Origin of the sequence: Endozoicomonas sp. NE40 (assembly GCF_040549045.1) — a bacterium.
Taxonomy (GTDB): domain Bacteria; phylum Pseudomonadota; class Gammaproteobacteria; order Pseudomonadales; family Endozoicomonadaceae; genus Endozoicomonas_A; species Endozoicomonas_A lisbonensis.
In genome coordinates this window covers 150,468-165,807 of the sequence record NZ_JBEWTB010000001.1, presented here as the reverse complement: position 1 = coordinate 165,807, position 15,340 = coordinate 150,468, and the positions used below count along the sequence as shown (strand labels likewise).

At 54.2% G+C, this 15,340-nt stretch carries 13 protein-coding genes; all 13 read right to left on the bottom strand.

All coding sequences use genetic code 11. The features are described from left to right. Positions 1–16 precede the first annotated feature (16 nt). The gene (locus V5J35_RS00570) at positions 17–1,477 is read right to left on the bottom strand and encodes a hypothetical protein (protein WP_354011522.1); all 1,461 of its coding nucleotides are present in this window, start codon (positions 1,475–1,477) and stop codon (positions 17–19) included. Positions 1,478–1,507: 30 nt separating this feature from the next. Continuing rightward, entirely contained in the window at positions 1,508–3,718 is a 2,211-nt protein-coding gene (locus V5J35_RS00565; RefSeq protein WP_354011521.1) for a hypothetical protein, read from the bottom strand. Between the two features lie 74 nt (positions 3,719–3,792). Next, positions 3,793–4,269, bottom strand: a complete 477-nt coding sequence (locus tag V5J35_RS00560) for a hypothetical protein (protein ID WP_354011520.1) — start codon at positions 4,267–4,269, stop codon at positions 3,793–3,795. 95 nt (positions 4,270–4,364) lie between these two features. Continuing rightward, positions 4,365–5,570, bottom strand: coding sequence for a hypothetical protein (locus tag V5J35_RS00555; RefSeq protein WP_354011519.1), 1,206 nt, complete (start codon positions 5,568–5,570; stop codon positions 4,365–4,367). Positions 5,571–5,788: 218 nt separating this feature from the next. Further along, on the bottom strand, positions 5,789–6,181 hold the full coding sequence (locus V5J35_RS00550; RefSeq protein ID WP_354011518.1) for an eCIS core domain-containing protein: 393 nt from the start codon (positions 6,179–6,181) through the stop codon (positions 5,789–5,791). Between the two features lie 56 nt (positions 6,182–6,237). Further along, on the bottom strand, positions 6,238–6,756 hold the full coding sequence (locus V5J35_RS00545; RefSeq protein WP_354011517.1) for a hypothetical protein: 519 nt from the start codon (positions 6,754–6,756) through the stop codon (positions 6,238–6,240). Positions 6,757–6,830: 74 nt separating this feature from the next. Next, complete coding sequence (locus V5J35_RS00540) at positions 6,831–7,388, bottom strand: hypothetical protein (protein ID WP_354011516.1); 558 nt, start codon at positions 7,386–7,388, stop codon at positions 6,831–6,833. Positions 7,389–7,400: 12 nt separating this feature from the next. Further along, the gene (locus V5J35_RS00535) at positions 7,401–7,628 is read right to left on the bottom strand and encodes a hypothetical protein (RefSeq protein WP_354011515.1); all 228 of its coding nucleotides are present in this window, start codon (positions 7,626–7,628) and stop codon (positions 7,401–7,403) included. A gap of 260 nt (positions 7,629–7,888) precedes the next feature. Continuing rightward, positions 7,889–8,827 carry a Pvc16 family protein gene (locus V5J35_RS00530; RefSeq protein ID WP_354011514.1) on the bottom strand — a complete coding sequence of 313 codons (939 nt, stop codon included), beginning with the start codon at positions 8,825–8,827 and terminating at the stop codon, positions 7,889–7,891. After that, the gene (locus V5J35_RS00525) at positions 8,820–10,889 is read right to left on the bottom strand and encodes an ATP-binding protein (protein WP_354011513.1); all 2,070 of its coding nucleotides are present in this window, start codon (positions 10,887–10,889) and stop codon (positions 8,820–8,822) included. Before V5J35_RS00525 ends, V5J35_RS00530 begins: the two co-directional genes overlap by 8 nt. Next, entirely contained in the window at positions 10,886–11,299 is a 414-nt protein-coding gene (locus V5J35_RS00520; RefSeq protein ID WP_354011512.1) for a glycoside hydrolase family protein, read from the bottom strand. Before V5J35_RS00520 ends, V5J35_RS00525 begins: the two co-directional genes overlap by 4 nt. Positions 11,300–11,472: 173 nt before the next feature. Continuing rightward, complete coding sequence (locus V5J35_RS00515; protein ID WP_354011511.1) at positions 11,473–14,838, bottom strand: contractile injection system tape measure protein; 3,366 nt, start codon at positions 14,836–14,838, stop codon at positions 11,473–11,475. A gap of 3 nt (positions 14,839–14,841) precedes the next feature. After that, positions 14,842–15,312, bottom strand: a complete 471-nt coding sequence (locus V5J35_RS00510; RefSeq protein WP_354011510.1) for a hypothetical protein — start codon at positions 15,310–15,312, stop codon at positions 14,842–14,844. Between the last annotated feature and the right edge of the window lie 28 nt (positions 15,313–15,340).

Genomic DNA, 15,340 nt, shown 5'->3' with positions numbered 1-15,340 from the left:
TGGCACAGGTGTTTCCCTATTTCAGGGCATCCGTTTTACCCGACCAGAAATCCCTGTGAGCCTTATCACCCAGCCAGGATACCGTCAGCGCTGAAGTCTTCATGGCGACACCGCCATTACTGGCCGCCCGGGTAACAGACGCTTCCAGCTTACCGGGTGAGGTGTTGCGTCGGGACAGTGCCTCATTGTTCAACAGCGAACCGGCAACGGCATTGTAAGAGTTTCCGTAACCACTGAGACCATTCCATAACTCCCCGGCCCGGACATAGCCAAGCGCCTGTCTGAGCTGGCGAGCCTTGCCGGAATAAGGCTGCAGTCGTTCTTTTGCACTGGCTTTTTCCGGCACAGCGGTGTCGTCTGTGTCGCTGTCTTCAGCCGTGACCTTCTTGTCCAGCAGTTTGGGGAAATCCTCTTTACCGAATCCGGCATCCTGCAACAGCCCTTTAAGACGCGCGAAGCCCGTATGGCCGGCCGACAGCTCTTCCTGCCAGTCAATAGTGCCTTGTGCCACGGCTTCCCCCGCCGACATGGCGGCTATTTTAGCCGGTGCGCCATACAAGCCCTGACTGATACCCCTGTCCAGCGCAGCGGCAGCCTCAAGACTGTTGACCCGGCTACGCAGGTTTGCGGCACTGCCCACCGCCTGCTTCTGGACATTGCTGAGCTGGTCATATTCCACCCGTTTCACTTTGCCAAGACTGGTCAGTACCGTGTCTGCGTCGTCAGTTCGGGTGACATTGCCTTCATTATCCAGATAAGTGGCGGTGATTTTCGGGGCAAAGCCCCGGGTAGCCGACTCCTGACTGGTCGTTTCCTGTTCCGGTAAGACGGGGTCAGGAATCACAGGATCATCGGGTATATTCGGATCAGGTATAACCGGATCATCCGGTATGATCGGATCTGGGATCACCGGGTCATCGGGTATGATAGGTCCCGGGTCTGGAGTGACCGGCTCATCCTGTATAACCGGCTTTGGTTTGGGACCGCCACGAAGCACTACCTTGCCCTTGAACTTAAACCCTTTCACAACGGCTTTCGCTTCAGACAGTGATACCCCCAAAGGCCCCACCAGAAACCACTTCCTGTTTTTATGATCCAGCTTCAGGGCATAGCCCCCGGGCATATTGTTGCTGACAAAGGTGTTGTTGATCTGTTGGGCAAATTTGAACGCGTCGTTACCGGTCAACTCTTTTTTGTTGTAGCTGAACTGGCCCGGCACATAGATTTCAAACTTGGGTTTGTCGCCGGAGTCAGCCGCTACGCTTTTCCGGGCTCGCTGGACCACTGCTGCTGACGGCTGTCGTAACCACTCATTTTGTGACAAGCCGGTTTGTAACAGGGAGTGGTCGCTCATCATCTGCGCTGCGACAGGTGAGGGCGTCGCAGTAACCGGCTTAGGTTTGTGCGTGGTTTCCGCTGGCAGTGGCGGGGCGGGCCTTGCTTCCGGAGGAGCCGTTTCCGTGGCGAATTCAGACATGGTCAGGGTTACCTTGTTCGAGTCAGCAGGCTATTCAATGATCAGCTCAAAAACATTCTGTTCATTGCCGTTTATAATCAGAAGACGGTCATCGAATACCGCCAGCGCCAATCCGCTTGCCGATGTAATCTGGTTGGGAAGGGTGACAACCTTCGTTTTGCCCGCTCCGTCCAGCTGGTAAATGGCGATATGCTCAGACGATACCGGCCCTTCCTGAATCATCATGTAGGGTTGGGTGCCGACGCTGAACAGTTTAATATCACCGCCATTAGAGAGCTGGTCATAGCTGCCAAGGTCGGTGGCAGTAAGGGTAGCGGCAGTGCCATCCAGACTGTGTACCTTACCGGCGTACTCGTTTCCGGCATGAGCGATAATTACCTGTGCCGAATCCTGATAAACCAGTTGTCCCGCCGTGTAGAGCCCACCGGTAGGCAGTATACCTGTGGAAAGGGGGTCGATCGTCGAGGTTCCGGGTTGCACCCGGTAGAACCGGATTTGATCAGAGTCCACATCAATCGTCGTAGCCAGCAGACCATAAACCGGATTGCCGTCCAGATGAAGAACCCTGTAGACAGCGTTTGATGATGCAAGCTGCTCCGTTGGTACCGCAAAAGGTATTTCGCCGACCGGGGTCAGTATATGGGGCTGGTAAGGATCATCCAGGGTAAACAGGTGACAGTTGTCCAGCCGGTCAGCAATGGCAACCCGGAATAACCCGTCATAGGCGACACCGTAGTGGGCATGGGTCGTGTTGGTAAAGGTAAATCCGGAGATCAGACCGGTTTCTTCAAAGGTCGCTGTCTGGGCTTTCCAGGTATACGCTCTATTACCGTCGTACAACACCGTCACCCCGTCAAAATTCATCAGCCTGAATTTGCTGTACTGACCGGAACTGGCAATGGTTTGCACCTCCGTAAAGTAGGCACCATCCCAGCGCAGTACGCGGAGATCAACCGTGTTCCAGCCTTTGGTAAGCAGCAGGTGAGAGCCATCCTGCGTAGTGACATAGTCATTGTAGGTAAACCCATAGGGAAGCATTCCCCTGTTTTTGTAGCCGTTCACGGCACCGCTGAACGGAACCTCGTTTTTCTTGCTGCGGCTACTGGGCCAGACCATGCGCGCAATCAGTGAACGACTGGAGGCAGGCGTCATAACCAGAGACGGACTTTCTGCCAGTAATACATCAGCGGCGGTGGCCAGCTGTACCGAACCTTTGTCGTCAGTAGTAGCGTCGGGGAGGACACTTGTTGACAGTGTATCGCCGGTAATTTTATTGGCGGACAGGTCAGGGATGCGCTCAGCAGTGAATGTATCCGCTGTGATCTTGCTCGCAGACAGCTCAGGAATACGTGCAGCATCTAACGTGTCCGTTGTGATCTTGCTCGCTGACAGAGCAGGGATACGATCAGCATCTAACGTATCCGCTGTGATCTTGCTCGCTGACAGAGCAGGGATACGATCAGCATCTAACGTATCCGCTGTGATCTTGCTCGCTGACAGAGCAGGGATACGATCAGCATCTAACGTATCCGCTGTGATCTTGCTCGCTGACAGGTCGGGTATACGATCAGCATCTAACATATCCGTTGTGATCTTGCTCGCTGACAGCTCAGGAATACGTGCAGCATCTAACGTATCCGCTGTGATCTTGCTCGCTGACAGAACAGGGATACGATCAGCATCTAACGTATCCGCTGTGATCTTGCTCGCTGACAGGTCGGGTATACGATCAGCAGTGAATGTATCCGTTGTGATCTTGGTCGCAGACAGGTCGGGTATACGCTCAGCGCCTAACGCATCCGTTGTGATCTTGGTCGCTGACAGATCAGGTATACGATCAACAGCTAATGTGTCCGTTGTGATCTTGCTCGCAGACAGCTCAGGTATACGATCGACACCTAACGTATCCGCTGTGATTTTGTTCGCGGACAGGTCGGGAATACGCTCAACAGCTAACGCATCCGTTGTGATTTTGGTCGCAGACAGGTCAGGTATACGATCGGCATCTAACGCATCCGTTGTGATCTTGGTCGCAGACAGATCAGGGATACGGTCAGCAGCGAACATATCCGTTGTGACCTTGGTCGCAGACAGATCAGGGATACGGTCAGCATTAATCGTACCTTCAAGCTCTGTAGCGTCAGTACTTAAATCAATCAGCTTAGAGAAATCCTGAGCAGTGGGGATATCTCCCGCCTCAAAATAACCTTTGATCTCTTTTTTTTTCTCGGAATCAGGCATGGTTTATCCTTCCCGTTGGGATGTATGGGTAATGAAGATGGTTGATAGTCGTGGTGGGTGAGTAGAGAGTGACGTCAGCCCTGTTTCCGCAGGCCATGTTGTTTTACGCCGCGTCCACCAAACAGGCGCACCGCCCCGTAATACACAAACCGCAGTTTGAAATCCCCCAACATGCTCAGAAACAACCGGTCGATGTTTTTCTTAGACACCGGCACTGTATCCAGATACTGATACAACGCATCATGAACCAGCGACGCATAATAGGTGTAAGGCTTCATGGTGCGATGGTTAATATGTCCATCGGGTACACCAATAATCCACAGATTCAGCACACTTTTTTTGGGGGTACAGCCATCCCAGGCGTAGCCATTGTCGTTGGCTTTAACGGTGACCCTGCCCGTGGTGGAAATCGACAGCCACTTTGAGTCAAACGCTTCGGGCAATTGCCAGCCGGATTCGCAGGTGTAGTCGGTGGTTATTTTGAATCGGTAGGGGAAGTTGCCGGTGCGTTGGGTTTTTCTGGGTTGGGGGTTGGGTTTTGTGTTGTGCATAAATGTGGGTCTGTTTTTTTATTATTTTCGGGTGGTTATAAACGCTTAAATATTGAAAATTATAAATAATAGTCACACACCGTTGCTTTTTTCACTTAAGGATTCGGCCAGTCCCTCCTTAAAGCCCTCACCGATGTAAGCCTTTCATATTCAGATGAATAAATCTTACCTCCTTCTTTCGGGAAAAGTTGATCGATCTTTTTATCCTCCCAATTATTTGCAGCACGTATCGTGATTCCAGCAGCCTTTCCTCCTCCAGTCGGAGTATAGTCCCAGTTACTACCTTTCACAGTATCATCTCTAATTTTATCATCATCGAATTCCTTACAAACCGATTCAACATCGGCGCGTGAAGTATCAAGTGGCCACAATGTCTTACCCCCTGTAGCAATATCTTTATCTAAATAACGCAGTGCATGACCTCGTAAAAAGTGACCTAATCTGTACTCAGCTTTTGAGCCATTGATAGTAGCAGTGTCATTATTAGCCGGACTTGCTTCTTCACTAACATACGGTAACCAACGAACTGTTTTATTTGTCAAAGGCTCATCCTTAGTCATCTCCAAGAGTACGTCCAGAGAAGGGGCAGCCCTATTCAAATACGTATGCGAATCATGGTCTAGTGTTTTCAACCAAGGAGTTACAGTATTAAATTTAGCTGCGTCACCAGCCCCAATGGTGCGATATTTTTCTATATATTTAGGATATGACTTACTCAGTGGTCCCAATCCACCTAATTTTTCCAGATCCCCCTCTTTTGCCAGATTGCTCAAAGGCTGCATAGGCAATTCACCTGAAGCTATAAGTGCATCTATAGAAGCGTTATCTATTCCTTTACTAATTAATGCATCTCTATCCTTTTCGAATAATCCCTGCAACACCCAAAAGTGTTCCTGGTCACAATTATTTAGCACCTTAGGTCGAAGCGCTTCATTTTTTATCAGCTTACACACCTCATCAAAGTATGCCTGATTTAATTTTACTTTTAGATTGTTAAGTAAATCTTTAGCCTTTTTATCATCGCTATAATATCGACGAATAGACACCCATAGATCAGATGTTAATGCGAGGTTGTTGATGGTTTGTTTGGTATTCACCCAACCACCTACGACCGTTTTTAAATCTTCCGTCTGTTCTTCGGAGAATCCCATTTTGACTATATCTTCTTTTGCTGTTCGTTGAATCACCGGTTTTAAAACAGCACTCAATCCTCGTTCCACCTTGCCGCGCTTACCGTTATTTTTAGCTTGTAATGCCAACATAGTCGCATTAGGATCTAGCTTTTTCTTTGACGCATACATATTGCAGACCTTTTTTAATTAGATTTTAGAGCTTGTGACAAGCTTTCATTCATTGCCTATAAATATCGCTATGCAAGAAAACAGACTTTATTTCCACTATCTCTTTAACAAACACGGCCTTGTAACACCAAGTAAAGTTATTAAAAGGCCACTTCCCCAGACTACCTGCTTCATCAAGCTATAACCGAACTGCTTCAAGCTCTTGCGCCGCAAATAAATCACCCAACCCCCTTGGCCCTGGCTCCCATCACATCCGCCTCCCTCTCCAGCTTCACATCATCATTCACCGGCTTCCCAGCGACTTCTGTCGTAGGCTTCACCCGCCCCTTCGCCTGCTGCACCACATGCCAGGCTTCATGAGCAACATGCTTTTCCTGCCCGGAAGCCACATGAATATCCGAACCCTGCGTATAGGCATGAGCATTCAGCTGGGCAGGCTTGGGAGAGTTATAGTGTACTTTCACATGATCCATGCTCATGCCGGACAGGGATTCAATACCCCCTTTAACATTATCGGGCAGGCCAGTGTTATTTTTCTTTTTCTGAATCAGCGGAGCTGCAGTTTTTGGAGCGGGTTTCTTTGTGGCAGGCTTCTGTGCTTCGGCGTACATAGCGTTATCCTTATTAGATGGCTTTATCTTTTATCATGGTCGTTTATCGTGCGCTTTTATCTGGAAAGCCACTTATTCTTGTCACGACTCGACTGCGTCGTACCAAAAAAGAACTGCATGGCACCGATCCAGGCCGTGGACAGCGCGCCCAGCATGACCTGCATCACTACTTCGTTATTGGGTGAAATTTCCCCCATTGCCATAAACGCGATCACCCCGAAAAAGCCAACGGTGAGCATAATGGCAAGGATGCCGGGCATGGCGTCTTTATGGGCAATTTGCCGGGCGCGGGCGTCGGCCTTGTCGGCATACAAAAGACGGTGTTCACGTATTCCCAGCTCTTTAAGCTGAATACGCACATCCTTTTCCAGTAACTTGAGTTTGTTTAAATCTTCCACACGGGCAGAACTGAGCGCAGTGGCCACATCGTCCTTGCTGGCCTGGGGGTCATTAAGCAGATTTTCCGCCAGCAGGTTAACCGCCACGCCTGCCAGAGGGCCTCCCAGCATCCCTGCAACCGTTGGGGCAACGCTGGCAACCACGTCTTTCCAGTTGGTTTGTTTTCCCTGTTCCATGTCGTCTTCCTCACTCGTCGGGAGGTGGGTGCTGCATCGTCCATAATGCAGCTCAGGCTCGCCCCTTAATAAACCTAAGAGCCGAGCTGATGCGAGAGGTGTGCCAGAGCACAGTCCTCTGCGTCACATAACGCCTGGTAAAGTTGCTCGTACCGGGACAGCCATCGACGTTCCCAGTTGCGTTTATCAATGCCCGCCATCCGGTAGCGAGCCCTGGCACTCATCGGATGTCGTCCATACCCACGACACACCCGGCACGCTTTACCCGCCTGGCTGTAACCCCGCCCACCACAACTTTTACACAACTGGGTGTCCAGGGATTCATAACAGGCCAGATGCGCCAGAGACTGTAAAGTGTCCTTACGCGCCTGCCACCGGTTAGCCTTTGCCAGAGCGCTGGTCTCCTTCAGCACCAGCGCCAGCAGAGGCTCAACCGAGCTGTCGTCCTGACAGTACTTGGCCCGGACCAGGTAATACGACAACGGCGCCAGCTGGCCAGCCCCCAGCGCCGAGGCCACATCTTCCCAGCGCAGCTGGGACTGTACGGTTCCCGCTTTGCCCGCATTCCGGGGAGCAGGAGACCATGACTGCCCTTTGGGATTGAGCAGCAGCATTAACTGTTTTGGATTCATGGATTTCCCCGGTCAGGATTCAGAAGCCTTGCGGCTTTGCCGCTCGCGGTATCGGGCGTAGGGTTTGTAGATGCCTTCCCAGCTGACTTTTCCCTGGGTCTGCTTAATGATGTGCATGGACTGAACCGGCCTGGGCGCCCGCTCCATCCGTCGCCATGCGGCGATGGTTCGTTTGGTGACACCAAACAACTCGGCGGCGGCTTCGTCCGAGTACTTTTGAATATAAACTGCCAACTCCATCGTACCTCCGGTATCTCTTGCCCGGAAACCGGGACAAGTACTCCGTTATTGTTTTTTTACAGAGAGGCTGGCCATTCCCTCTTCGAGTTTTTATCCCGAGGACTGGGTTTGTTCAATTGGTCAGGAACGGTGGAGGGTTAATAACAACACGAACTGTGTTTTTTAGTTTCTAATTGCCGGTTGAGTCATCAGATAATGCCTTTTTACACGCTCATTCCAGAGCGGCTTTCTTTCCAGAGCAGTTTTCTTTCCAAAGTGGGTCAGAGTGTTGAAAAATCCACTTCCTGCGTCTCAAATTCGCCTTCACTGTTACGCTGCACTGTCGCATAACCCGTCTGGATGGCGGAGCCAGTGGTGTTGTTCATCAGCCGTATCATATATTCGCCCGGTTCCAGCACGTTAAAGGCATAGAGTCCAATAGGATTAAGGGTTCGCTGTTCAATCGACAGGTCGCTGGTACGAACGGCCTGCACCGAAAAATTCTGGTAATCCAACCCGTTCAGCGCCACCTGACCGGCCAGGGCCTTGGTCTGTGGAGTGGGTGGAGTTTCATCGTGCATCAGGGTGTCGTAATCCCGCAGGTGACGATTAATGTCGAGAACAATTGGTGTATCCTCTGGCTCGTGTACCGGAACCGGCACTGTCAGCTGCAGGTTAAGGGCCGGACGCGGTGCTGACCCCAGGGCATTCCAGAACTCCCCCTGTGAACGACGATCGTCGTCACTCAGCATCTGCAGCATCGTCACCCCATACAGGTAATTTTCAGCAATCATCAGCTCTTCCGGAACCACCTCGTGTTTGCCCAGACTTTGCAGCAGGCGCGACAACAGATACTGCTCGGTCAGGGCGCGTTCCTCCTGACTACGACTCCACACCGACACCATATAAAACAGGTCGATATACTTGGGACGCCTTACAATTGTGCCGCGCCCTGCGGGTTTGTCGGTGCTTTTAAGTTGAAAAGGCTCACTCTGCCGCCGGGTAGTGTTTTCTGAAAAACTGGTCAGGTAGACGTTCACCACCGGAAACTCAGGCAGACTGTTAATAAAATCCTGATCCGGCACATCAAAGCGGATCTCGATCTGGTCGCCGTGGTTTTCCTGATTCAGGGCATCCCGCCGAATCAGGGCTTTCAACGCCCTGGACGTGGCTTCAAAAGGGGCAATATACAGTTCAGCGGGAACGGCTTCTTCACTCATGCCATGACTCCTGATCGTTCATCTGTCGGTCAGCCGGATCACCCGAAAGCTTCAGGTCGTGCCAGCTGGCCAGACGGGTAGACATTAAAAAGCTGTTGTCGTTTTTCTGGGATTCCCGGTAAATAGCACGAGCCAGGATGTCCCGGCTGATCATGCCCGTTCCGGTACCAATCGCCTGCGAGGCGCTGTGCTGGACAATATTGCGAATCTGCGCGCCAGACAGCTCCAGCTGCGTGGCAAGCCAGGCTTCATCAAGGTCACTATCTGCCTGCACCTTGCCCAGCCAGTGTCGCCAGATACTCAACCGGTCATCAGCATCAGGCTGAGTGAACTCCACACTGAAATGCATACGTCGCATAAAAGCGGGGTCCAGATTGCCTTTGAAATTGGTCGCCAGCACCAGCAATCCATGAAAATGCTCCATACGCTGCAACAGATAACTGACGCCGAGATTAGCGTTTTTATCATGGCTGCTTTCAACCTGGCTCCGCCGTGAGAACACTGCGTCGGCCTCATCAAAAAACAACAGGCCGTTGTGCCGTTCCGCATCATCAAACAGGGCGGCAAGATGCTTTTCCGTTTCACCAATCCATTTGCTGGAAATGGACGCCAGGTTGGCTTTATACAGGGGCAGGTTCAGGGCATCGGACAAGGCTTCCGCCACCATGGTCTTACCTGTACCCGGTTTACCCCAGAACAAGGCCAGCAGCCCCCGGGTAGCGCAGAGTTTCTGCTTATAAAGGTTCTCCCGCTGCTGGTAGCGGTGAATAATTTCCTGCAGATGCCGGTGGGTATCGTCGTTAACAATCACATCATCAAGGCCGTAGACCGGCGTTACCCGGGTCGCCAGCCCCGACAGGGTGGCGGGGGTCTGGTTCAGGCATTCCCGGAAAACTACAGAAGTCGTCAGAGGCTGGTCGTCAGTACGGGCCTGCAATGACAGAACCACCTGCAGCATCGTACCCGGCAACAGCTGGTAGTGCTCTGCCACTGTCGCCCACAGGGAGGGGTCTGCCGGATCGCTGTCAGATAAATAGTTATCAGATAAATAGTATCCAGCCATTGCCTGCCACAGAGCTGCGCAGTGTTCCCGGTCAGGCCGGTCAAACCGTATAGTTACCGGCAACAGCGGTGCCAGCGCCGGAGGCCAGGAAGATTCTTCCGCCTCAACCAGCCAGCAGCGCGACCCGGTTATACCCAGCCACTCAACCAGAAGGGCTGACAGGGCTGTTTTTTCCCGCAGCAGTGTCATGCCACCGGGCCAGAGCAGCTCGCCCCCATGCAGGGAAATATGACACAGACAGTCGACCAGCACCCTGGTGTAATCACTGTGCTGCATCAGTCGTTCACCGTCCAGCTGGAACACCGGCCTTCCTTCAGCCACGGTTTGAGCAAAGGTACGCCGGCCACTGCCGGTTTCACCCTGAAGCTGCACCAGGGCAGCAGACGATGGAGGTCGCTGGTCAGTTACCGGCGGGCAGGGATGTTCAACCACTGCCAGTCGGGTCAGGCATTCATCGGCAGATGCCAGGTCGCAGGCATCACTGCCCATCAATCGCATCAGCAGGTCGGGAGAGAGCCACAGCGGCGTTGTCAGTACATAGGCTTCCGACACATTGTCATCAGCAAAGCGCAGCAACCGCCAGCGAAACAGACTGCTGTCGTCCAGCAGGTCACGCAGCCATTGCCGCTTCCTATGGGGAGCCGGACACAGAAGGTTCAGCAACAGTTCCAGACAGGCGACCGGCTGACCGGCAGGATTCAGGTCGGCAAACACTTTCTGGTAACGGGGATCAAGCTGGGGCAGGGCGCACAGCCCTGCCAGCGCCAGCTCCCAGTTGTTCAGGTGAAACCGGGTTTTCAGCTGTTCCATCACCGGGCTTTGCCCGAGGCTGGCCAGCGCCTCATCCCGCAGAGTCACCCAGGTCTGCTCATCCATTTCCCGGTCATCACTCTCATTCGTGCTGCAGGCCAGATGCCAGGCACCATCCACAAGCCGGGCCAGTGCCGCCATCTCTTCCAGCAGGCGACTGTCGTATTCAGGGTCAGCAGGTCTGTTCATACTCTCCCCCGTTCGATCCGGTCAGCCAGTTCACTGGCACGACCATGCACCTGGGTCGCCCAGCGGGAATCCAGCATTTCCTTTGCTGCCTGTTCAAAGTTTCTGTCCTGCAGGGCTGCAAGCATTTTCCGGAAGCCGCTGAAAGCGGGCAGGCCAAGGTTAAACACCATATTCACCAGGGCGTCCTGACGAACCGGATTCAACTGCTCGACCCAGGGGTAGCAACGTATCAGCTCGGAACGGGCGCGGGCGATGTCATTCGCCAGCAGCACCAGGGCTTCATCACGGGTGATACCAAGGTCATCAAGGTTCCGGCCCACACCGATGGTGAGCTTGCCCACGGTATCGGTGTAAGGTCTTAGTTGTATGCCTTCGTGGCGTATAAGCGTCTCGGTCAGCGATTCTGACATGGTTTATTCCTTGAAATTGTTTGTTACTTGAAATTGTTTATTCCTTGAAATTCAGGTTCCTTTCCTCACTCCTGTTTCAGGCCGCAATCCCTTGCCAGTCAAGGGATAAGGGCATTTAAGGAGATTTATTTCAGACTGAAATCCTCAAAAAATTCAGCGGTTTATCAAGCCAGTTATTGAAACGGTCGCCACAGCCCACCGGGGCCGCTATCCCACTCCACTGCCAGTAACGAATCCATCCACGGCAGCCGCACCACCGACACCGGCCATGGCAACGCCTGCAACAGAATGTCCTGGGGCTTGTGTTCCGTGGTCAGACGCCAGCCATTGGCAGTCTGGTCGAGATAGCCGGTACGCTGAATAAACAGTTGTTGCAGACTCTGGCCAGACATGCCTTTCAGCGCCTGCCACTGCTGTACGACGGTGGTTAACAGAGTGGTGCAGTCGTTACGCTGCTGTTCGTTCAAAGCGGGCAGGCCCGTTACCGGAGTATCCACCGGGAAGCCGGTCAGCAGTGCCGCCACCGGGTTCAGGCCATCTTCCGTTTCCGTCAGCCCCCCCAGAGTCATCAGTTGTGCCAGCGCCAGCCACTGATGCTCCGGCGACAACCACTGCTGCCGGTCATTGAGTAACGGGGCAAACAGACGACGCAGGTGTGGCCAGAACAGCACCAGTCCGGCGCCGGATACCAGCAGGTCGTTTTCCATCGGGTGATGGTGAACGGCAGGACGAAGCGCCTGCCTCAGAGCTTTCAACAGTTTCTCACCCTGTTCCCGGAAGGTGTCGGGCAGGGGAGTCACCTCATCGTCCTGCACAGCTTCTCCGGGCGGTTCCGGCAGTGATACGGAGCGGAAGCGGACTTCAAGGTCTGAGCCCGGAGGCGAACAGAACACGTCGGCGGTCAGTTGCCGCAGCCGCTTCAGCTGGTCGGTCCGCTGTCCGGTTTCTGTATTCAGAGCCTGTTCAGCCTCCTTTACGATGTTCCGGATGGTGTCCGGGGTCAGCGGTTCGGGCCGGGCCAGCAGCTCTTCCATAGCTTGCTTCAACGAAGCCGGGCCGGGCGGTTGCAACTCCAGCCAGGAACGACAGGCTGTGGGCAGATCCACAGGCTGGTCAATATTCACCGCCAGACATCCCTGCAACAGAATGGCGAGCGGTTTACGGGAGCGTTTGCAATGGTCCAGCTGTCGCCGCTGCCGGTCGAGTTGCCGGTCGAGTTCAACGATCAGCGCCCCCGTTGGCCAGCCGGACAGAACAGGCTGGCGGTCAGTCCACAGGTGTTCCCGGTTAATAAACGACAATTTCTGCGCAACAGGGTCAAGCTGCCCCAGCCATTGCCGCCAGCGTTTGCGGTAACGCCGCAGCCAGCCTGCCATATCGGTATGCCGCTCTGCCGCTACCGAGATCACTACAAACAGACGCTGTACGGCTTCCGACAATGCCAGCCGGTGTTCAGCCTGCACCAGCGCCGCCCCGAATTGCTGAACAGTAGTCGTCCACTCCATAGCCAGTGAATGAACCGGAGCACTCGCCCAGCTGGTAACAAACTGCCGGTACAGCCGGTGATAGTCCCGATCGTTGGAAGTGGCAACCGGATGATGGAGTTCATGGTCAGAGTCCGGTTTCTTAACGGCTGGTCGATGTTGCAGCCGTTGATGCAAAGCCTCCAGCCAGCGATAACGGGACAACGGTGGCAGGCGTTCAAAGCGCTGCTGCCACAGGCTTAAGTCCCGGGCAAGGTGGCAGGGCAGGGTCGGGTCTGCCAGCAGCGACTCCACCATCCAGGCGATACGGGTCGCTGATGGCAGGGAGGGCATTTCTCCCGACAGGGTTTTGTCCCGGCCACTGTCTAGTGGCAAGGGGGTTACTGCTGCCTTTTTCCTGTCAGAGTCTTTGTCTCCATGGTCGGTTGTCGCACTGGTTGATGAAACGCCGCGATCAACCCTTGTTCCTTTGTGCGGAACTGAGGCGCTATTAGCGCCAGAGGCATCCGGTAGGTCAGGAAGTGACCGTCTGGAAGAGGTTGTACCCGTTACCGGGCTGTGGTCTTCCTGACCACCGGATGTTTGTTCCCCGGCAATAAGAAGTGATGAATTAACCGGGGGGGTGTCCGAGGGTTGCCCGTCCATGATTTCAACCTTGTCCCGGCGTTCTTCAAAATTACCGGACAGGCTGGGCGCAATCGTAGCGAGCGGTGTCGCTGTTTTTTTGGGTGTTCTGGCTCTGTTTGTATCAGAACGGGTCTGACCGTCATCATCCTCTGAAGACAAATCTGTGGCTTCAGGCAATAAACGGCTTTGTCTTTGCTGTTTGTGAAGCGCCGGAAGATCGTCTTCAGGTGTGAACGACGAGGATAAACCGGATGCCGGTACATCGTTTATTTCGCTCTGCCCCGCAAAGGCAGGCAGGTCGGTCAATGGGCTGGAGGCTTCAGGGCGCTGCCTGAGATAACGGTGCAATGCCTGCAACCTGCGAATGCGCAGGGGAGCCGACAGCGTTGCCTGCCGTGACAGCCAGAGTCCCAGCTTCGCTGCCAGTGCCGGAGCCAGTTGACGACGGACGATCAGAGCGCCCAGTGCCGCTTCCAGTGCAATGCACGACACTTCCACCTGATTCGCCTGATCTTCTGATGCCCGGAAAGGTTTATCCAGCACCGCCAGAATCTGCTGCTCATCCGTCACCAGATGGTTCGCCCTGCTGAACCGGGCAGCCTGTTGCAGAGGTCGCAGCAGTTGCGCCAGCTGCGGTATTAACTGTTCGGTGGCAGGCGTTGGGGCCAGCCACTGCTCAAGGTCGCTGACCAGTTCTGCCAGCACCCGGCGCAGAGCTTCAGGCAGGCTGGGCGACTGACCCGACCGGTGCAGTTCGGCAGACAGGGAAGCCAGTGCTCTCCTGCTCGCCAGTGGTGCAGAACGGGTTGTGCTGACACCGGCTTGTCCGGGTTGGCTTCCCGAAACAGGCAGTAAAGCCAGCAGCCGTTTCAGGGGCGTTGTCACCGCAGCCACAGCCGCCAGACGCTGACGGTGTGAAGGTGATAAATTACTGCTGGATGAAGAGCCGCTGATGGTCGGGTTCTCCGGTGAACCGACAGACAGCCCAGCTCCTTCTGGGAGCAGGTCAATGTTCTCCCCCGTACCCGTTGCAGAGGTTGTGACCGGCCCAGTAATAACCGAAGACTGTCGTGATTGTCGGGACAGCCCCCTGCCATCTGATTGCTCATTTGGCCGGGCGACAGAAGACGCCTGCTTCAGCAACGCCAGCAGTTGCTGCCGTAACCGTTCCTGAAACAGCCCTTCCAGCCGGTGCCAGTGGCTCAGGTTGCCCGGATCAAAATCGAAGTTGCCAAGGTCCAGGTTAAGTGTCCCCAGATGCACCGGCTCATCGGTCTGTGGCAGTAGCCGGTCGGGAATACGGGTCAGGCTGTGCCGCAGTGCCTTTTCGAACCGGCGACTCAGCCGCTGGTTTTCAGGCTGGCTGTCGGGGAAAGACAGGTTCAGTTCGGTCCGGCGAATACGCACCGGGGCAGGAGGCGTCGCCATGGTTTACGCCTTCTGGCGGATGGCTTTAATCTCTTCCACCGCCTGCCGGTAAGCCTGATAGCGGGAGTCGGTGTTGTTGTTGACCCCGAGGTTCAGAAAGGCTTCTTCGCACCCTTCCGGCTGGCTGGTACACCACTCTTTGATCAGGCGGAAGGTTTCAATATCGTGCTGCCGCTCCTGAATATCCTCAAGATACTGCCGGGCAGACAGGCCACTGATGGAGTGCTGCCACTGCCCCTGGCTCTCAGTCACCACCGCCGGGTTCATACCGTTACTGACGGGCAGGTTCTGGTACACCAGAAACGTCAGCTGGTCTTCCGGGCAGTTAGGTCGCCAGCTGGGATGAACACCCGCAGGCGGTTCCTGTACCTGTACCCAGAACACGTTGGTATTGCCCAGGGATTGCGGCATCTCGAACAGACGCTCGCTCATCACCAGCCCGCCTTTGCGGGCGCATTTGATGTATTTGGCCATGGTTGGTCTCGGAGTTTTATAAAGAGGG

Excerpts from the sequence above, each read along its gene's own strand:
- V5J35_RS00525 (WP_354011513.1), bottom strand. The coding sequence starts at position 10,889 with ATGAACAGACCTGCTGACCCTGAATACGACAGTCGCCTGCTGGAAGAG.
- V5J35_RS00515 (WP_354011511.1), bottom strand. The coding sequence starts at position 14,838 with ATGGCGACGCCTCCTGCCCCGGTGCGTATTCGCCGGACCGAACTGAAC.
- V5J35_RS00510 (WP_354011510.1), bottom strand. The coding sequence starts at position 15,312 with ATGGCCAAATACATCAAATGCGCCCGCAAAGGCGGGCTGGTGATGAGC.
- V5J35_RS00535 (WP_354011515.1), bottom strand. The coding sequence starts at position 7,628 with ATGGAGTTGGCAGTTTATATTCAAAAGTACTCGGACGAAGCCGCCGCC.
- V5J35_RS00560 (WP_354011520.1), bottom strand. The coding sequence starts at position 4,269 with ATGCACAACACAAAACCCAACCCCCAACCCAGAAAAACCCAACGCACC.
- V5J35_RS00570 (WP_354011522.1), bottom strand. The coding sequence starts at position 1,477 with ATGTCTGAATTCGCCACGGAAACGGCTCCTCCGGAAGCAAGGCCCGCC.
- V5J35_RS00565 (WP_354011521.1), bottom strand. The coding sequence starts at position 3,718 with ATGCCTGATTCCGAGAAAAAAAAAGAGATCAAAGGTTATTTTGAGGCG.
- V5J35_RS00550 (WP_354011518.1), bottom strand. The coding sequence starts at position 6,181 with ATGTACGCCGAAGCACAGAAGCCTGCCACAAAGAAACCCGCTCCAAAA.
- V5J35_RS00555 (WP_354011519.1), bottom strand. The coding sequence starts at position 5,570 with ATGTATGCGTCAAAGAAAAAGCTAGATCCTAATGCGACTATGTTGGCA.
- V5J35_RS00520 (WP_354011512.1), bottom strand. The coding sequence starts at position 11,299 with ATGTCAGAATCGCTGACCGAGACGCTTATACGCCACGAAGGCATACAA.
- V5J35_RS00545 (WP_354011517.1), bottom strand. The coding sequence starts at position 6,756 with ATGGAACAGGGAAAACAAACCAACTGGAAAGACGTGGTTGCCAGCGTT.
- V5J35_RS00530 (WP_354011514.1), bottom strand. The coding sequence starts at position 8,827 with ATGAGTGAAGAAGCCGTTCCCGCTGAACTGTATATTGCCCCTTTTGAA.
- V5J35_RS00540 (WP_354011516.1), bottom strand. The coding sequence starts at position 7,388 with ATGAATCCAAAACAGTTAATGCTGCTGCTCAATCCCAAAGGGCAGTCA.